Source organism: Enterobacter sp. Crenshaw, from assembly GCF_024734705.1.
GTDB lineage: Bacteria > Pseudomonadota > Gammaproteobacteria > Enterobacterales > Enterobacteriaceae > Enterobacter > Enterobacter asburiae_B.
Map to the genome: position 1 here is coordinate 532,405 of NZ_CP102932.1, position 17,177 is coordinate 549,581.

The following is a 17,177-nucleotide window of genomic DNA, read 5'->3' on the forward strand; positions in this document are numbered from 1 at the left end:
TGTGCAGGTGATGGTTATGGTTATACCGGCGCGACCAGGTAGCGTATTGCCGGTGATGTTGTGCCCTGATGAAAAGCCAGAACGCGGCTCTGCAGCAGGAGGTCATTCATGGTGTGGCGCTCCTGCTGGCGCAGATGCTCAATCCACGAGCCCATCAGGAAGGTCTCGATAAACAGGCCGGGACGCTCGATATCCTCGTACACCGCCCAGCTCATCGCCCCGGCGCGGCGGCGCACCCGGCGCAGCTCGTGGACCGCCTCCAGGAAGGCCTTCGTGTTCTGCGGGTCGATGATGTACTCGTGCGACACCAGCACCGGGCCGCGCTCGTTCGGCAGGTCAATCTCCACGCCGTCCAGCGGCTGGCCGCTGAGGTCGAGGTTCAGGTCCGGATCTTTGCCCAGCTTCCAGCGGAACACCGTCGCGCTCGCCAGCACCATGCCCAGCGTGGCGACAACCAGCGAGGTCGGGGTGCCGAAGCGGGAAGCGATCTGCCCCCAGATGGCGCTGCCCGCGGTCATCGAGCCGAAGAACACCGTCAGGTAGACCGCCAGCGCGCGGGCCTTCACCCAGCGGGCGGCGCTGCGCTGCGCGCCGAGGTTGAGGGTGGAGAGCACCGCAATCCACGCGAAGCCGGTGAAGAACTCAAACAGATTCAGCAGCCAGACGTGGCGCACGAACGCCAGCGCCAGCATGGTGAGAGCAAAGGTCAGGCTGGCGGCCACCATCAGGCGGTCGGCGTCCAGCCGCTGGCGCAGGCGCGGCAGCAGGATGGCCCCGGCAATCGCCCCCAGGCCAATGCACGCCAGCATCACGCCGTAGCCCGCCGGGCCTAAGCCCAGCTCGCGGCGCGCCACCAGCGGCAGCAGCGCCCAGCCCGCGCTGCCGAAAACGAAGAAGGCCACCGTGCGCACCAGCACGTTGCGCAGCACCGGCGCGGCGTGCACGTAGCGAATCCCGGAGCGCACCGCGGAGAAGAAGTGCTCCGGCGGCAGGCGCTGAATGGACGGCGCCGGACGCCAGCGCCACAGCACCCACGCCACGCCGACCACGGACAGCGCGTTGAGGGCAAACACCATCCACGGCCCGGCGAGCGACAGCAGAAAACCGCCCAGCGCGGGGCCAATTGCCCGGCTGATGTTCACCCCGAGCGAGTTCAGCGCCACGGCGGCGCCCAGCTCCGGCTTGCTCACCAGATCGGGCACCACGGCCTGGAACGGCGGCGAGCTCATCGCCGCGCCCACGCTCAGCAGAAACGTCGCCACCAGCAGAACGGCGGGGGTGACGTGTCCGGTGAAGGAGAGCACCGTCAGCCCGGCGGCGGCGATGAACACCCACAGCTGGGAGAAGAGCAGGTATTTACGACGGTCGACGATGTCCGCCATCACCCCGGACGGCAGGGCGAAGAGGAACATCGGCAGGCTGCTGGCCGCCTGCACCAGCGCGATATCCAGCGGGTCGGCGCTCAGGGTCAGCATGCTCCAGTTGATGCCAACGTCGCTCATCCATGAGCCGACGTTAGAGACCACCGTGGCGATCCACAGCATGCGGAACACCGGCTGGCTCAGCGGCTGCCAGGGCGAAACCGTCGGTGCGGGCGTCGTCTCGACGTGTGCGTCGCGAACGTCGTTAACCTGGGTCATGCGAACCTCTCCGCTGTCTTACGCTGCAGCCGCCACTGGCCCGGCCCGGTGAGGGCGAGGGTGGTGAAGATAATCAGCAGCAGCCAGCCAAACTGCCCTTCGGCAATCGACCAGTTCGGGTGGACCGCCAGCATCGCCACCAGCAGCACGGCGATAATCGGCAGGCACGCCAGGCGGGTGTACACGCCCGCAATGATAAACAGCGGGCAGATCACCTCGGCGAAAATTGCCGGGATCAGGCTGGCGTAAGGCCCGAAGCCGAATGGATCTTCAATGCGCGTCAGCTCTTCGCTGAAGTGCAGCACCTTCGGCAGGCCGTGCACGTACAGCAGCAGGCTGCCGGTCAGGCGCAGGAAGAACAGCCCCAGGTCGACCCGGGGCGGGGTAAAGGTGTTTTTCATCAGAATGCAAAGCAGCTGCAGCCCAGCGCCCCCCAGAAAGCGTTATCGTCGGACACCGGCATCTCTGACGTGCGGGCGAAATCATGCTGGTGGCTGTGAACCCCGCACGGGCCGCTGCAGTGATGGATGGCGCTCATCCCGACGCGGGCGGCCTGCGGCGGCGCGCTGCGGTAGTGGCCCGGTACCTTCACCACCGGGGACCACTCGGGAAGGACCGGAATGGCCGGCGGCGCGAGCGGGCCAAAAGCGCCTGCGGCGTACACAATGTCGCCGTTGACCACGGTCAGGACGGACTCGATGCCCTTGATCCCCTCTTCCGGCACGCGGAAGAAGTCTTTGCTCAGCACGGCCAGGTCGGCGAGCTGGCCGACCTTGATCTGCCCCTTCTGATTCTGCTCGCTGGAGAACCACGCGCTGCCCTGGGTCCAGAGCATCAGGGCGGTATCGCGATCCAGACGGGCGCTATGGTCGTACATCTGCATCCCGCCGACGGTGCGGCCGGAGACCAGCCAGTAGAGCGCGGTCCACGGGTTGTAGCTCGCCACGCGGGTGGCGTCCGTCCCTAAGCCCACCGGCACGCCGGTCTCGAGCATTTTCGCCACCGGCGGCGTGTGGCGGGTGGCTTCGATGCCGTAGCGCTCGGCAAAGTACTCGCCCTGGAACGCCATGCGGTGCTGCACGGCAATGCCGCCGCCGAGCGCTTTGATGCGGTCGATGTTGGCCTGGGTAACGGTTTCCGCATGGTCGAAGAACCAGTGCAGGCCGTTGAACGGAATGTCGCGGTTCACCTTCTCGAAGACGTCCAGCATGCGGCTGATGGATTCGTTATAGGTGGCGTGCAGGCGGAACGGCCAGCGGTGCTCCACCAGATGGCGCACCACGCGCTCCAGCTCGTCTTCCATGCCCGGCGCGAGGTCCGGGCGCGGTTCGAGGAAGTCTTCAAAATCGGCGGCGGAAAAGACCAGCATCTCGCCCGCGCCGTTGTGGCGGAAGAAGTCGCTGCCCTGGCCCGGCGTGAGCATGTCGGTCCATTTTTCAAAGTCTTCCAGTTCGTGGCCCGGACGCTGGGTAAACAGGTTGTAGGCGATGCGGATGGTCATCTGCTTTTTCTCGTGCAGCTCGGCAATCACCTCGTAATCTTCCGGGTAGTTCTGGAAGCCGCCGCCCGCGTCGATGGCGCTGGTCAGCCCCAGACGGTTGAGCTCGCGCATGAACTGGCGCGTGGAGTTGACCTGCTGCTCCAGCGGCAGCTTCGGCCCTTTGGCGAGCGTGGCGTAGAGGATCATGGCGTTCGGACGGGCAATCAGCATCCCGGTCGGGTTGCCGTTGGCGTCGCGCTGGATCTCCCCGCCCGGCGGGTTTGGCGTGTCTTTGGTGTAGCCGACCACCTTCAGCGCGGCGCGGTTGAGCAGGGCGCGGTCGTACAGGTGCAGGATGAAGACCGGGGTATCCGGCGCTGCGTCGTTAATTTCGTCCAGGGTCGGCATCCGGCGCTCGGCAAACTGGAACTCGGTCCAGCCGCCCACCACGCGCACCCACTGGGGCGACGGCGTGCGCAGGGCCTGCTCTTTCAGCATCCGCAGGGCGTCGGCCAGGGACGGCACGCCCTCCCAGCGCAGCTCAAGGTTGTAGTTCAGCCCGCCGCGAATGAGGTGCAGGTGCGAGTCGTTCAGGCCGGGGATGGCGGTGTGGCCTTTTAAGTCGACCACCTTGGTGCCGTCGCAGTGGTGCTGCATCACCTCGGCGACGGTACCCACTTCCAGAAATTTTCCGTCGCGCACGGCAACGGCTTCCGCGACGGGGTTCTCGCGATCGACGGTGTGAAACTGGCCGTTAACCAGAATGAGATCGGCTTTACCGAGGGTAACCATACGTGCTCCTGACTGAGAGGGGAATGGTCAGGATTATGGGAACCGGTTTCGGCAAAGATCCAGTTATACAATAGGATAGGTATACCAAAGTATAACTATACCTAAGGTTAACTATACGAATAGATAATTACGCGCAAAGACGGAAAACCGCAGGATGAGGGTGACTTTATCGTCGCGGCGCTCGCGGCGATTTCACCCTTAACCACTGGAAAATGCTATGACCTCTTCAAAGCTCGAAGTGTTAACCCCTGCGAACTGTCAGGTAATCTTTATCGATCACCAGCCACAGATGGCGTTTGGCGTGCAGTCTATTGACCGCCAGGTGCTGAAAAACAACACCGTGGCGCTGGCGAAAGCGGCTAAGGTGTTCAACATCCCGACCATCATCACCACCGTTGAGACCGAAAGCTTCTCCGGTAACACCTACCCGGAGCTGCTGGACGTGTTCCCGGGCCAGGACATTCTGGAGCGTACCTCCATGAACTCCTGGGACGACCAGAAGGTGCGCGACGCGCTGAAGGCCAACGGCAAGAAGAAGGTGGTGGTTGCCGGTCTGTGGACCGAAGTGTGCAACAACAGCTTTGCCCTGTGCGCGATGCTGGAAGGCGATTACGAAATTTATATGGTGGCGGACGCGTCCGGCGGCACCTCCAAAGAAGCCCACGACTACGCGATGCAGCGCATGATCCAGGCGGGCGTGATCCCGGTGACCTGGCAGCAGGTGATGCTGGAGTGGCAGCGCGACTGGGCGCGTAAAGAGACCTACACCGCGGTGATGGATATCGTGCGCGAGCACTCCGGCGCGTACGGCATGGGCGTGGATTACGCCTACACCATGGTGCACAAAGCGCCGTCTCGCCAGAAGAGCGAGCACCGCACCTTAGCGCCGGTCCCGGCACGCTAAGTTCCGCTGGCGGGCTGGTCCCTCATCCGGCTCGCCGCTGCCTCTTTCTCTGGAGTTCACAATGAGTACTGGGCTGATATCCCTTGCGGCAGGCGTGTTGATTGGCCTTATGTATGCCGTGCTGAAGGTGCGCTCCCCCGCGCCGCCCGCGCTGGCGCTGATTGGCCTGCTGGGGATGCTGGCGGGTGAACAGGCGACGCGTCATCTGTTATCCCGCGACGGCGCGCCGTCGCCTCCGGTGACCGTTCCGCAGGTCAAATTGCAGACGGGAGCGTCATCATGAAAGCATGGATAATTTCGCTGGTGTGCGGCGTGGTTGCTGGGGTAATTTACGCCCTGCTCGACGTGCATTCCCCGGCACCGCCGGTTGTCGCCCTGCTTGGTCTGTTTGGCATGCTGGTGGGCGAACAGCTCATCCCGGTGGGACGGCGTTTACTGAGTCGCGAACCGCTTACCCTCGCCTGGTTTCGTCACGAATGCGTACCGAAAATCAGCGGCACGGCGCCCCCTGCGCCCGCGAAGGACGATCGCGACGTTTAATGATTTGTGAGAGGAAAGAGAGCATGACGCTGCCGTGGCGCATTGCCATCATTGATGACGAACGATCCGTCCGCAGCGGGCTGAGTAATCTCCTCGAGTCGGAAGGCTATTCGGCCGATACGTTTGATTCGGCAGAGGTGTTTCTGAGCCATCCTTTCGCCCTGTCCGGCGCGGCGCTGGTGATCACCGATATCAAGCTGCGGGGCATGAGCGGCCTGGAGCTGTTTGAAAAGCTGCGGCTGCTGGCCGTACCGCCTCCGCCCGTGCTCTTTATCTCCGGTCATGCTGATGAAAATATGCAGCGGTACGCTCTTGATCTGGGCGCCGCTGCATTTTTGCGTAAGCCTATTAACATCGATATTCTGCTGGATCATATTCAGCGGGAGATGGCCCGCCGACAATAAGGATCGCGGATGAACGAACACGAGCAGCCTGCATTCTGGCCCGCCCAGGGGAATCTTCACCAGGGGCGGGTTTTTGTCCTTAAAGAGGATGTGATTTTTACCGTGCTGGCGCAGGAGGGCGGAATCGCCTGGATGCACGCGCGACATCCTCATTCCGGCGGCTCGTTCATTATCGCTACCGCGGTCAGCGACGAAGAGGAAGAGCGGGCCACCCGGCTGCTCAAAAACGAGTTTGCGCTGCGCGACGTGCTGCAGGACAGCTGGGCCATTCGCGCCGTCGCGTCAACGCAGTACCGGGGGCGCTTCGCGCTGGTGTACGCCCCGTTTTCGTTTGAGCTGCTGGCGCGGCGCGCGGGCAGGGCGATCTCGGGCATCACGCGCTTTCTCGAGATGGCGATCCAGATCTGCGTTCCCCTGCGCCAGATGCATCTGCAAAACCTGATCCACGGCGATATCAAGCCCGGCAGTATTTTTGTTCATCACGACGCCACCTGCCGTCTGGGCAGCTTTGGCCTTTCAAGCAGTCTCTCCGATGCCATCACCCAGACCCGGCTTGCCGTTTCAGGCGGTACGCCCGCGTATATGTCGCCGGAGCACACCACCCGCACCCAGCGCCCCGTCGACGGCCGCAGCGATCTCTACAGCCTCGGTATGGTGCTGTACGAACTTCTGACCGGACGCCTGCCGTTTGAGCTGGGGGAGGACGATCGGGCCAACTGGGCGCACTACCATATTGCCTCCGCGCCGCTGGCCCCGGACGCGATCCGCCCGGACGTGCCGGGAATGCTGTCGACCATCATCCTGAAGCTGCTGGAAAAGCACCCCGATAACCGCTACCAGACGGTCGACGGGCTGATTGCCGACCTCCGCCGCTGCCAGGCGACGCTGACCTGCGAGGGCGATATCGTCGCCTTTACGCCCGGCCAGCAGGACCGCACCCCGGCGATCCATCTGGCGGACTCCCTCTTCGCGACGCATCCGCAGGCGAACGACGTCATTGCCGCGTTTGAGCGGGTGGGGCAGAACCTGATGCCGGAGCTGGTGACGATCGGCGGGCCGTCGGGGATCGGCAAATCTTCGATCATCGCGACGGTGCTCAAAACGCTGCAGCAGCGTACGGTGCTGCTGGCGGTGGGCAAAGTCGACCAGTTTTCGCCGTCGCTGCCCTACGGCGTATTAAGCTCCGCGTTCCGCACCCTGACGCTGCACCTGCTGGGGCTGCCCGCAGACGAGGTGGCGAAGTGGAAAATCCGCCTGTCTCGCGCCCTGGAGGGGCACGAGGCGCTGGCCGTCAGCCTGGTGCCAGAGCTGGGCCTGCTGCTGGAGAGCAAGCCGCGCTTCTCGGCCGATACGTTTTCCATAGATGCCCGGGCGCGCTTCAGCCATATGGTGCTGGCGCTGGTAAAAACCTTTGCCTCGCAGGGCTGCCCGCTGGTGCTGGTGCTCGACGATCTCCAGTGGAGCGACGCCGCCAGCCTGCACACGCTCAAATATCTGCTGATGAACTGCGGCGCTGTTCCGCTGCTGGTGGTCGCGGCCCACAGGGATATCAGCGCCGTGCCCGACGCCGCCCTGCAGGCGCTGCTGGCAGGCCTGCCGGAGGCGGCGCAAAACGCGAGCGAGATTGTCCCGCAGGCGCTTTCCGTGAAAGCAGTGGCGCGCTGGCTGGCGACGGTATTTCGCACCCGCAGCGCGGCGACGACCGACCTCGCCACGCTGATCCACGAGAAAACGGGTGGCAACCCGCTCTTTGTGCACGAGTTTTTCCGCCGCATCGTGGATGACGGCCTGGTGGTGCACAACAAATATCAGGACAAGTGGCACTACGATCTGCAGGCGATCCGCGCCAGGCATTACACCGAAAACCTCGTCACCCTGGTGCTGGAGCAGCTTGAAGAGCTGCCCGACGAGACGCGCCGCCTGCTGGGCAGCATTGCCTGCCTCGGCGGCACGGGCGAGATGGAGATGATCTGCCGCGTGGTCGGCCTGTCGATGGCGGAAATGCGCTATGCGCTGCACCCGGCGGTGATGGCCCAGCTCATCGTGCTGGCGGAAAAAAAGTACGCCTTCACCCACGACCGGGTGCAGGAGGCCGCCTTTGCGCTGCTGGATCGGCATGAGAGAAGCCATATTCACCTGACCACCGCCAGCCTGCTGGCCGACGCCGCGCGTCAGGCTGCGGGGAATGAGCTGCTGTTCCGCGCCGTGCACCACGTCACGGCCGCGCTGGACAGCATCCAGCCCGTCCCGCAGCGGGAGATGTTCCGCGAGCTGAGCCTGCTGGCCGCGCGACGCGCGAAGCGCTCCGGGGATTATCCTTCGGCGCTCGGCTATATCCAGACCGCCAGAGCGCTGGGCAACGCCGGGACGGTGTCGGACTTTATGCTCGATATCGAAGAGGCGGGCTGCGAGTTTGCGCTGGGGCATCTGGAGCGCACCCGCGAGCTGTGTGACGCCATTCTCGGCTGCCCCGGCGGGCTGACCGAAAAGGCGCTGGCGGCCAACCTGCTGGTGGAGGTGTACATTCGCCAGTCGGACAGCCGTCTGGCGCTTGAGGCGGCGCTCTGCTGGCTGGGGATTTTCGGTATTCAGATTAGCCGCTATCCGGAAGATGCCGACTGCGACGAGGCCTGGGCGCTGTTTTGCAACCGCACGGCCGACGCGCCGAAAAACCTGTTTGCCCAACTGTCGCGGATGGATAACCCGGAAACCGAAGCGGTGATGAACCTGCTCTACAGCGCCAGCATTTGCGCCAGCTTCATCTGCCCGCGCCTGCACTTTTTGCTGCTCTGCCGCATGATGCACCTGACCCTCGACCACGGCATTACCGGCGCCTCCACCACGGCGATGGCCTGGTTTGGCGTGCTGATTGGCCACCGCTACGCCGAGTATCGCCTTGGGTTCCAGTACGGCACGCTGGCCCGCGAGCTGGTCAATCGCCACGGCTACGACGCGTTCGAAGCCAAAACCCTGCTGCCGCTCGACCAGCTCAGCGTCTGGACCCAGCCTTTATCGTTTACCATCGAGTGCGCGAAGGCCTGCTTCACCTCGGCGGTGACCCACGGAGATATGACGATGGCCTGCTTTGCGGCCTGCCACCAGGTGATTAACTTCCTCTCGCGGGGCGATCACCTGGACGGGGTGCTGACCAGCATCGATCGCGGCCTGGCGTTCGTGCGTAAAACCCACTTCCAGGACGTGGAAACCATTTTGATGGTCCAGCGCGGCTACGTTGAGTTCCTGCGCACGCCGGTCATCGGCACCTGGACCGCGTCGCAGGTGCTGCCGGAGGCGCTGCTTCCCGCGTCGCCGGAGCAGGCGCCGGAGAAAAACTCCACCATGCTCTTCTGGTACTGGCTGTATCGCGGCATGGCGCACTTTACCTGCGGCGAATATGCCGACGCGCAGGCGGATCTCGAGATGGCGGGCTGGTACGCGTGGTCTGCGCCGGGCCACATCCATCTGCTGGATTACCATCTCTACAGCGCCCTGGCGCTCTCCCGTCAGCTGACGCCGGAGACCTTCTCGGCGAACCACCGCCGCAGCATTCACGCCCACTACGACAAAATCGCCCTCTGGGCGCGCGTTAATCCCGGCACGTTCGCGGATAAAGAGGCGCTGATTTACGCCGAAATCGTGCGTCTGGACGGAATGAACAGCATTGCGCTCGAGCAGTATGAGAAGGCGGTCCGGCTCTCCCGCGAGGGCGGGTTTAACCCGATCAACGCCCTGGCCCACGAGCTGGCGGGGCGCTTTGCCCTGGCCTGCGGCTACCCGACAGCGTCGGACGCCCACTTCCGCGGCTCGATTGCCGCCTGGGGCCGCGCGGGCGCGCAGGCCAAGGTGCGCCAGCTGGAGCAGGATTTCCCGCACCTGCTGGCCTCCGGGCAGGCCAGCGCCTACGACACGGTGGCGTTCGCCCAGAATGAGACGATCCGCGATCTGCAAAGCGTCATCAAAGCCTCCCGCGCGCTGTCGGAAGAGATTAACCTTGAGCGCTTAATCGAAAACCTGATGACCATTCTGCTCGAACGCGCCGGGGCGCAGCGGGGCCTGCTGCTGCGCGTGAGCGAGAGCCTCATCCCGGAGATTGAGGCCAGCGCCTGGACCAGCACCGAGGGCGTGCGGGTGCGGATCCTGAAAGACGTGCCGACGGCGACCGACCTGCCGCTGTCGGTGCTGGCGGCGGTGATCCGCACCGGACAGGAGATCCGCACCGGCAGGCCGGAGGAGTTCCATCCCTTCAGTCAGGACCCTTATCTGGTGACCTCGGGGGCGGCGGTCATGTGCGTCCCGATGTTCAAACAGGCGCGGCTGGTAGGCGTGCTCTACCTCGAAAACCGTCTGATGCCGGAGGTCTTCACCGCCGAGCACTCGCGCGTGGTGAGCCTGCTGGGCGCGCAGGCCGCGGTATCCCTTGAGACGGCGCGGCTGTACGCCGAGCTGCTGGCGGAGAACATCCAGCGCCGACGGGTGGAGAAAGAGCTGCGATCCAGCCAGACCTCGCTGATGCTCGGCGAGCAGATCAGCCACACCGGCAGCTGGCGCTGGGAGCTGGAGCAGGATCTGATGTTTGTCTCGGAAGAGTACGCCCGCATTCTCGGCCTGCCCGGGCAGCAAAAGACGATCTCCATGGCGGAGTTTTTGACCTTCGTCCATGAGGACGATTACGCCCGCATCAGCGCCATCGTCACCCAAAGCGTGCGCGACGGGCTCTCCATGCGCGCGGAGTTTCGCGTTAAGCGAACCGACGGCTCAACGCGCTACATCCTCGGGATTGGCGATCCGGTGGGCGTGGGCAGCGAGGTGAACGAGTATTACGGCATCATCACCGATATCACCGGCCAGCGCGCGGCGGAGGATGCCATGCGGGTCGCGCAGGCTGATCTGGCGCGGGTGTCCCGGGCCACCACCGTCGGGCAGCTGACCTCCTCCATCGCCCACGAGATCAACCAGCCGCTGATGTCGATCGTCTCGAACGCCGGGGCGAGCCTGCGCTGGCTCAACCGCGAGCCCGCCCGTCTGGATAAAGTGCGTGAGGGGCTGGAGGAGATCGCCGCGGAAGGCGCGCGGGCGGGGGAGATCATTCGCAGCATCCAGTCCCTGACGCGCAAGCAGGATCCCACCTTCTCGCGCATCGACATGCACTACCTGATCCACCATATCATCACGCTTTCGCGCAGCGAGCTGGAGCAGAGACACATTAGCGTTGATTATCAGTTACAGGCGCAGAACAGCTTTATCACCGGCGATAGCGTGCAGATCCAGCAGGTGCTGCTCAATCTGGTGATGAATGCGGTAGAGGCGATGGCCGAGGTGAAGGATCGCGCCAGCACCATTACCCTCAGCACCGCCAACGCGGACGGGAAAGTGATCGTCGAGATCGCCGATACCGGGAGCGGCATTGAGCCCGAGCGGCTGGAGCAGATTTTTGACTCGTTCTACTCCACCAAGGCGCAGGGGATGGGGATGGGGCTGACCATCAGCGCCAGCATCATCGAGCGTCACTGCGGGAAGCTGAGCGCGCGCCGCAGGGAGCCGTACGGCACGGTGTTTGCGTTTGCGCTGCCGCTGGCGGCGCAGGAAGGGTAAAGGTTATTCCGCAGGCTGGCTATTGGTCAGGCGCTCAACGGCCCTGACCAGCTCCGCGACGGAGCGCACCTGCATTTTCTCCATCACGCGGCGGCGGTGCACCTTCACCGTGATCTCGCTGACGCCCAGCTCGGCGGCAATCTGCTTGTTCAGCATGCCGCTTATCGCCAGCGTCAGCACCTCGTGCTCGCGCGGGGTGAGGGACATGTGGCGCTGCTTCAGGGCGTAGTGCTCTTTATTGCGCACGGCGTTGTGTTCCGCCAGCTGAAGCGCGGACTCAATGGCGTCGATAAGCGCGGTGGATTCGACGGGCTTGGTGAGAAATTCGTACGCGCCGCCTTTAATGGCGCGCACCGACATCGGGATAGTGCCGTGGCCGGTGAGAAAAATAATCGGGATTTCGCGCCCGCTGTCCTTAAGGGCGTCAGCCACCTCAAAGCCAGAGATGACGGGCATTTGCATATCGAGGACCACGCACGACGGGAGCTCTTCAAAGCGGTGTTGAAGAAACGCTTCTGCCGATGAAAAGCCGACGGCGTTCAGGTCCGCCGAATCCAGCAGCCCGATCACGGACTGCCTGACCGCGTCATCGTCATCAACCACATACACAATGTGTTCCATTCACCGCCCCGGTGCTGATTTACATGTCGAGGATGCAAACAATCCCGCCGGTTACGTAAGGGACTGTTTATGCTGACTTTCATCTTAACACATTAACTATCATTATCATTTAACAATATGATAACCGTATGAAGATGAAGTATAGCGATCCGTGACCGGAGCGGTGAAGGAACGAAACGCTGATTTTATGCACCCACAAGCTCGATGCGGTTGCCGTCCGGATCCGCAATTACCGCTTCATAGAAGCCGTCCCCGGTCATGCGCGGGGCGCTGAGCAGCGTGCCGTTGGCCTGTGCACGCTCGGCCATGCTGTCGACCTGCGCTTTGCTGCCGACGTTGATGGCGATATGCGCCCAGCCGATAAACTCCGGGTGCGCAGGGGCGTCGGGCAGATCCGGCAGCGTCATCAGCTCGATGGTCGGCCCGTCATCCAGCGTAATAAAGTGTGATTCGAAACCGGGACGATTTTTACTGACGTAGCGTTCGTTACTGCGGCCACCAAACACCGTTTCCCAGAACTGAACCTGCGCGTTCAGGCTGCGGGTCCAGAGTGCGACATGGGCAATATTCATAAGCTCCCTCGTTATTTGTCTGTGAGGACTTTCACCGGTAAAACAGGCTACACTCTGGTTTTGAGCGCGACAAGCTGAGGAAATAACAATGCACTACACACTGAAAGATAGCGACAAGGAAAAAGCGGAAGGGTCAAACGGCGCGGGCGCTCTGCAGCAAAAACTGCTGGAGTCTCGTTCGATTGTGATCTCCGGTGAGATCAACCAGGAGCTGGCGCAGAAGGTCATCACCCAGATGATCCTGCTGCAAAGCGTCAGCAACGATCCGATCAAGCTGTACATCAACAGCCAGGGCGGCCACGTGGAAGCGGGCGATACCATCCACGACTTCATCAAGTTCATCCGCCCGGAAGTGCACGTCATCGGCACCGGCTGGGTGGCGAGCGCCGGGATCACCATCTTCCTGGCGGCGAAAAAAGAACACCGCTACTCGCTGCCGAATACCCGCTTTATGATCCACCAGCCGCTGGGCGGCGTGCGCGGTCAGGCAACGGATATTGAGATCGAAGCGCGCGAGATCATCCGCATGCTGGATCGCGTGAACAAGCTGATCGCTGACGCCACCGGCCAGCCGCTGGAAAAAGTGAAAAAAGACACCGATCGCAACTTCTGGATGTCTCCGGCAGAAGCGCTGGACTACGGCATTGTGGGTAAACTGATTACCCATTATGACGAGCTGAAGCTCGATTAAGTTTTCGCAGCGTGTTTGAGTCGGGTGGCGGCTTCGCCTTACCCGACCTACGCCGGACCTAGCGTACCTCGAACACCACCGCCATCCAGTTCGTTCGCGTGCCTGGCGGAAACGCCGGGTAAGGATCGAGCCGTGTGCATGCCCCCGCCCAGATGTATGTATCCTCATCAATGCGATACCAGTGCGCGTTGCCTTCCACAGCATCCCCCATCACCGCAGCCTGCACCGTCAGCTGGCTTCCCGCAGGGAGTTCACGCGCCACGGGCGAGAATACCGAGGGGTTCTGTTTACGCGTGTAGACCGCTGTTTTGGTCTTAACAAAGCCAGTGACCGGCAGTTCAGTGAAATCGCTCATTTCAGGCCTCATGACAGTTCTCTCTTAACGTAACGATATAAGCCGCTGTAAATATGGCGATCACGATAAAGCGTGAAACTGTCAGAATGTGTCATGCAGAAGTCTGAAAGGCACCCGTTGAGCGGGTGCCTGGAGGATTACTTAATTCTGGGCTGCGATGCTGATAAGTTCGTAGATTTTTTTTGCCCCGGCATTTGATTGAGTCAGTTCAATATTATGTTTCTGGCCATTCTTCATATGCAGGACAATTTTTTTATTAAAGGATCCTTTTATGACTACGCTACTGACTTCGCTGAAGCGGGCGTAGAAAGTTTCATACAATTTTCCCAACACGCAATAAACACCGTCATCGGTTAATACCACACCATGATCCCCTTGGCCGAAAACCGTTTCGTCGTAGTAGAACAGGATCGCATCTTCCGTGAGAGGAGGCAGCAATTGACGATGACTGGCCGCCTGGACGAAATTGCTTATTTTTTTCGCGTTGAGATTGTCGTAGCGGTAAAAGTTGTGGTCTTTGTTCGTCGCATACTGTGTTAATTCACCCCCGGCTGGTTTGTGTTCCAGCGCTGGCAAGGTTTGCTGTGGCTGTTGTGGTGTTGTTATCGTTGCCTCCGATACGGAACCAACCATAGAGGCACCAACAGCTCCCATCCCCGGAAGCGTCTGGGAGGTCACGCTATGTTGAATGGTGGTCACAGTTCGGGTGTAAGCGTTGACATGGCTCCCGCCTCGCATATGCGCTGATACGTTTTGCGGGGTTTTGACCACGGTCTGCACCGGGGTCAGCACGGTTCTGAATGCCGCGCGTAAGGATGCCACAATCGAGACGATCAGAAGTGCGATAAGTGGGACCGAAAGCCACATAATTGAAAAATAGAAAATACTTTGCTTAGTGTTGGTTGCCAGCTGCGTTAACCTGGAACAATAAAGCCCTGCAGTTATCACGTACACGACACCACAAGCGATAGTGGCAGCCATGTTGCTCTCCCCGTCCATTGCCATTTCCTGGATAACGGGAAAGAGCAAACATCCATAGAGAACAGCGCTAAAGAGCGCATCGGGAAGTAATGTTTTTATCGTCTCAAAGGCTTTCGCAATATTGTAGAAGATCCATAGAAGTAACAATATCCAGCCAATGACAGGAATAGCTGCGGCGATAGCCATAAGTATCATGCTGACGATCATACTGCCAAGAATATTACCTAAATGCCCTTCCGAAATAAGATACCAGATAAAATACAGGAAGGAACCGGCGAGAACGGCCGGGAAGGCGACCACAACGCTTGCAGGTATAAAGAAAACGAACCCGCCAAAGATAAGTAATAACAAAAAGCAAAGGGCAGGTCCATTATTGTCAGGTGTTGAGTTTGCTTCAGCGTCTATAGACATATTAGTGATCTGCCTGCGGGTTAATGATAGGGAATGGAATAAATGCCCTTGGTGTAAGCAAACTGAGAGGTAAAGGCTGTTTGGTCTTTCCGTTAACTAATGCCAGTGACGTCAGGCGCAGCGTGAGATTGCTTTCGCAATAATGCTCGCCTTCGGCGAAAGCCGTTTGGTATCGCGTGGCATCAGAATCGCCGAATGGGTCTACCTGCAAAGTATCATGAGCTACAAGGTTATTTTTTGCATCAACGAGGTCAAAGCCTATCTCTAACGAACCAACGCTTTCCATGCCACTGTCCAGCGTGAAAGTGGCGCTGCACATCCCTTGATTTGCCCAGACGGTGTTTGAGTGCCAGATCTCAATCGCATGAGTTGGAGCAGCGAATAAAAGACATGCGAATACTGTGCTACAGTGTAAGTAACGGCTCATCATATTTTACCATCCTGAAAATGATGTATTAATCAACATAACCGTATGTTGCATCATCACCGGTGTCCGCTTCTTTTACGAGGCCTTGACCGCGATATTCATTAGGTAAAAACCCCCCATTAGTGCACTCTTTTTTCATGATGAGCTTTTGGTTTTTATATACTTTCAGGCCGGTATAATCCCATCCTTTTCCCGTGCCGCTATAAACAACATAGCTGTAGTTGCCATTGATGAAACGATAATAATAAGCGCCTCCACCTGAGAACGTCATTTCACCCAGGCGAACCTGCTTTTTGTCTCCCTCATTTTTGGGGAGAGTCATTTCTACTTTTTCAAGTGAGCCGTAATAATAAGTAGGAACATCGTGATCCAGACGGACGATAACGTATTTTCCGTTCGTGAGTTCGCAGTTGAAAATAAGTTCAGGCTCAGGCGGTGCAGCATGAACGCTTGGAGTTGTCGCCAGAAGTGTCAATAATCCAGCAGAGAGTAATTGAGATTTCAACGTTATTTTTCCTTAGCAGGTAAAGCAGCCGGTAATCCGGCTGCTATTTTATTATTGTGAAGCCAGTGTTTCTTGTAATTCATTCAGCTGTCCCTGCAGCTTCTGCAGTTCCATCTGTTTTTGCAATTCGGAAGCGCTTGGTTTGTTTTGCGCCTCCTTCATACTTTTTTCCAGGTCTGCAACTTGCTTTTGAGCATCAGCCCGGCCAGCTGTTTTTTTCTTCAACTGGGCGACCAGATTGTTCATCGACTTTTGCAGTTCTTGCCGCGATTTTTGTTTACTGGCTACGTTGGCATTGCTCAGTGCTTTCTCTTTTTCAATCGCATCATTCACCGCTTTGAACTCTTTATTCAGTTCCTGATCGTGTTGCAGCGTTTTTTGTTTATCTTCAACGCGCTTATCCCAGGTGCCGGAGTAGTTGCAGTTAAATTTGGTAATAATGCTGACATCACCGGTTGTCGGGTCACAATCTCGCGCGTTAGTGGCACAGCCGGCTAATATGAGTGCGCTGAGTGCAAGAAAAATATAACGCATTGCTATTCCCCTCAACCGACTTTCAGCGCGGTGCGCTGGGTATAGAGGCTATCGAGTTCGCCCTGCAGAGAGCCAATTTTGTCGCGCATCAACGCAATCTCGCTATCCAGATTTTGGGTATCACTGCCGGATTTGCTCATGTCTGCAGAAACGTCCTGCCACTGCTTCTCATGTTTTTTCATGTCGGTGATGGTGCCGCGAAGGTAAGCAATGTTGGCATCCACTCCTTTAATTTGCTTCTGTACGGCGTCTTTTTTCACCGTGTTTGCAGCCATATCTTTTTCTATTTGAGCGAGGGTCTTTTTATCAGAGTCGATAACCGATTTTGCAACGCTGGTTGCGTTCTGAATGCGTTTGTTTTCGGCTTCAACATCCTTAATCGTTGCGTTTAACTGCAGCTCTTGGGAGGCGTATTTTTTGCGCTGATTATCCAGATAGGCGTTAGCCCCCATACCCACACCGCAACCGGCGATAGCGGCGGCGGCCATACATACCGCTTTGTTGCTGGAGTTACTGACAGCGCAAGCCAGTGCGCCGATTACCGCGCCGCCAGCACAGGCCTGCCAGCCTGATTTATTGAAAAACTCAACGTCCTGATTATTGGCAAGGCGCGGGTCGACGCCGCCACTACTTCCCGTACTGCCATTCTGGCACCCCGCCAGAAATACCATCATTCCTGCTATCACTGCTGTGCGAATAACCTTTAACATTCCAATCTCCTGAACTAT

The 17,177-nt window shown here is 59.7% G+C and carries 17 protein-coding genes; 6 read left to right on the forward strand and 11 right to left on the reverse strand.

The window, feature by feature from the left end; translation table 11 throughout:
* Positions 1–20: 20 nt before the first annotated feature.
* The 3 genes from NWV12_RS02480 to NWV12_RS02490 are packed head-to-tail and all read right to left on the reverse strand — an operon-like array spanning position 21 to position 3,912.
* Positions 21–1,640 (reverse strand): MFS transporter, encoded by a 1,620-nt coding sequence (locus NWV12_RS02480; protein WP_048980649.1) that lies wholly within the window; start codon positions 1,638–1,640, stop codon positions 21–23.
* Entirely contained in the window at positions 1,637–2,041 is a 405-nt protein-coding gene (locus NWV12_RS02485) for a DoxX family protein (protein WP_048980646.1), read from the reverse strand. Before NWV12_RS02485 ends, NWV12_RS02480 begins: the two co-directional genes overlap by 4 nt.
* Positions 2,041–3,912 (reverse strand): amidohydrolase, encoded by a 1,872-nt coding sequence (locus NWV12_RS02490; RefSeq protein WP_048980645.1) that lies wholly within the window; start codon positions 3,910–3,912, stop codon positions 2,041–2,043. Before NWV12_RS02490 ends, NWV12_RS02485 begins: the two co-directional genes overlap by 1 nt.
* Positions 3,913–4,129: 217 nt before the next feature.
* Between NWV12_RS02490 and NWV12_RS02495 the strand changes: the two genes are divergently transcribed.
* The 5 genes from NWV12_RS02495 to NWV12_RS02515 all read left to right on the forward strand — a co-directional run bounded on the left by NWV12_RS02495 (position 4,130) and on the right by NWV12_RS02515 (position 11,352).
* Complete coding sequence (locus NWV12_RS02495) at positions 4,130–4,816, forward strand: hydrolase (RefSeq protein ID WP_047059056.1); 687 nt, start codon at positions 4,130–4,132, stop codon at positions 4,814–4,816.
* A gap of 61 nt (positions 4,817–4,877) precedes the next feature.
* Complete coding sequence (locus NWV12_RS02500; RefSeq protein ID WP_048980642.1) at positions 4,878–5,099, forward strand: DUF1427 family protein; 222 nt, start codon at positions 4,878–4,880, stop codon at positions 5,097–5,099.
* On the forward strand, positions 5,096–5,356 hold the full coding sequence (locus NWV12_RS02505) for a XapX domain-containing protein (RefSeq protein WP_010427264.1): 261 nt from the start codon (positions 5,096–5,098) through the stop codon (positions 5,354–5,356). Before NWV12_RS02500 ends, NWV12_RS02505 begins: the two co-directional genes overlap by 4 nt.
* A 23-nt stretch (positions 5,357–5,379) precedes the next feature.
* Positions 5,380–5,760 carry a response regulator transcription factor gene (locus NWV12_RS02510; RefSeq protein WP_048980640.1) on the forward strand — a complete coding sequence of 127 codons (381 nt, stop codon included), beginning with the start codon at positions 5,380–5,382 and terminating at the stop codon, positions 5,758–5,760.
* Positions 5,761–5,769: 9 nt separating this feature from the next.
* Positions 5,770–11,352, forward strand: a complete 5,583-nt coding sequence (locus NWV12_RS02515; protein ID WP_048980638.1) for an ATP-binding protein — start codon at positions 5,770–5,772, stop codon at positions 11,350–11,352.
* 3 nt (positions 11,353–11,355) lie between these two features.
* On the opposite strand, the gene NWV12_RS02520 is transcribed toward NWV12_RS02515, so the two are convergent.
* Both NWV12_RS02520 and NWV12_RS02525 read right to left on the reverse strand, forming a co-directional pair.
* Positions 11,356–11,973, reverse strand: coding sequence for a response regulator transcription factor (locus tag NWV12_RS02520; protein ID WP_048980636.1), 618 nt, complete (start codon positions 11,971–11,973; stop codon positions 11,356–11,358).
* A gap of 185 nt (positions 11,974–12,158) precedes the next feature.
* Positions 12,159–12,545, reverse strand: a complete 387-nt coding sequence (locus tag NWV12_RS02525) for a VOC family protein (protein ID WP_039260954.1) — start codon at positions 12,543–12,545, stop codon at positions 12,159–12,161.
* Positions 12,546–12,633: 88 nt separating this feature from the next.
* On the opposite strand from NWV12_RS02525, the gene NWV12_RS02530 reads away from it, so the two are divergent.
* Positions 12,634–13,236 carry an ATP-dependent Clp protease proteolytic subunit gene (locus NWV12_RS02530; RefSeq protein WP_023310243.1) on the forward strand — a complete coding sequence of 201 codons (603 nt, stop codon included), beginning with the start codon at positions 12,634–12,636 and terminating at the stop codon, positions 13,234–13,236.
* A 58-nt stretch (positions 13,237–13,294) separates the two neighbouring features.
* Here the strand turns inward: NWV12_RS02530 and NWV12_RS02535 are convergent, their stop codons facing one another.
* The 6 genes from NWV12_RS02535 to NWV12_RS02560 form a co-directional block, all read right to left on the reverse strand.
* On the reverse strand, positions 13,295–13,591 hold the full coding sequence (locus NWV12_RS02535; RefSeq protein WP_048980634.1) for a hypothetical protein: 297 nt from the start codon (positions 13,589–13,591) through the stop codon (positions 13,295–13,297).
* Between the two features lie 141 nt (positions 13,592–13,732).
* Positions 13,733–14,983: a hypothetical protein gene (locus NWV12_RS02540; protein WP_048980633.1), complete on the reverse strand. Its 1,251-nt coding sequence runs from the start codon at positions 14,981–14,983 to the stop codon at positions 13,733–13,735.
* Position 14,984: 1 nt separating this feature from the next.
* Positions 14,985–15,413 (reverse strand): IrmA family protein, encoded by a 429-nt coding sequence (locus NWV12_RS02545; RefSeq protein WP_048980632.1) that lies wholly within the window; start codon positions 15,411–15,413, stop codon positions 14,985–14,987.
* 25 nt (positions 15,414–15,438) lie between these two features.
* A complete protein-coding gene (locus tag NWV12_RS02550; RefSeq protein WP_053085578.1) occupies positions 15,439–15,915 on the reverse strand; it encodes a hypothetical protein in 477 nt (158 codons plus the stop codon).
* Between the two features lie 51 nt (positions 15,916–15,966).
* Positions 15,967–16,449 (reverse strand): hypothetical protein, encoded by a 483-nt coding sequence (locus NWV12_RS02555; protein ID WP_048980631.1) that lies wholly within the window; start codon positions 16,447–16,449, stop codon positions 15,967–15,969.
* Positions 16,450–16,460: 11 nt separating this feature from the next.
* Positions 16,461–17,159 (reverse strand): hypothetical protein, encoded by a 699-nt coding sequence (locus NWV12_RS02560; protein WP_033144530.1) that lies wholly within the window; start codon positions 17,157–17,159, stop codon positions 16,461–16,463.
* Between the last annotated feature and the right edge of the window lie 18 nt (positions 17,160–17,177).

What these genes read in the sequence shown, in the direction of transcription:
- NWV12_RS02495 (WP_047059056.1), top strand. Translation starts at nt 4,130, where the DNA reads ATGACCTCTTCAAAGCTCGAAGTGTTAACCCCTGCGAACTGTCAGGTA.
- NWV12_RS02515 (WP_048980638.1), top strand. Translation starts at nt 5,770, where the DNA reads ATGAACGAACACGAGCAGCCTGCATTCTGGCCCGCCCAGGGGAATCTT.
- NWV12_RS02540 (WP_048980633.1), bottom strand. Translation starts at nt 14,983, where the DNA reads ATGTCTATAGACGCTGAAGCAAACTCAACACCTGACAATAATGGACCT.
- NWV12_RS02560 (WP_033144530.1), bottom strand. Translation starts at nt 17,159, where the DNA reads ATGTTAAAGGTTATTCGCACAGCAGTGATAGCAGGAATGATGGTATTT.
- NWV12_RS02535 (WP_048980634.1), bottom strand. Translation starts at nt 13,591, where the DNA reads ATGAGCGATTTCACTGAACTGCCGGTCACTGGCTTTGTTAAGACCAAA.
- NWV12_RS02520 (WP_048980636.1), bottom strand. Translation starts at nt 11,973, where the DNA reads ATGGAACACATTGTGTATGTGGTTGATGACGATGACGCGGTCAGGCAG.
- NWV12_RS02505 (WP_010427264.1), top strand. Translation starts at nt 5,096, where the DNA reads ATGAAAGCATGGATAATTTCGCTGGTGTGCGGCGTGGTTGCTGGGGTA.
- NWV12_RS02490 (WP_048980645.1), bottom strand. Translation starts at nt 3,912, where the DNA reads ATGGTTACCCTCGGTAAAGCCGATCTCATTCTGGTTAACGGCCAGTTT.
- NWV12_RS02530 (WP_023310243.1), top strand. Translation starts at nt 12,634, where the DNA reads ATGCACTACACACTGAAAGATAGCGACAAGGAAAAAGCGGAAGGGTCA.
- NWV12_RS02510 (WP_048980640.1), top strand. Translation starts at nt 5,380, where the DNA reads ATGACGCTGCCGTGGCGCATTGCCATCATTGATGACGAACGATCCGTC.
- NWV12_RS02500 (WP_048980642.1), top strand. Translation starts at nt 4,878, where the DNA reads ATGAGTACTGGGCTGATATCCCTTGCGGCAGGCGTGTTGATTGGCCTT.
- NWV12_RS02480 (WP_048980649.1), bottom strand. Translation starts at nt 1,640, where the DNA reads ATGACCCAGGTTAACGACGTTCGCGACGCACACGTCGAGACGACGCCC.
- NWV12_RS02485 (WP_048980646.1), bottom strand. Translation starts at nt 2,041, where the DNA reads ATGAAAAACACCTTTACCCCGCCCCGGGTCGACCTGGGGCTGTTCTTC.
- NWV12_RS02545 (WP_048980632.1), bottom strand. Translation starts at nt 15,413, where the DNA reads ATGATGAGCCGTTACTTACACTGTAGCACAGTATTCGCATGTCTTTTA.
- NWV12_RS02525 (WP_039260954.1), bottom strand. Translation starts at nt 12,545, where the DNA reads ATGAATATTGCCCATGTCGCACTCTGGACCCGCAGCCTGAACGCGCAG.
- NWV12_RS02555 (WP_048980631.1), bottom strand. Translation starts at nt 16,449, where the DNA reads ATGCGTTATATTTTTCTTGCACTCAGCGCACTCATATTAGCCGGCTGT.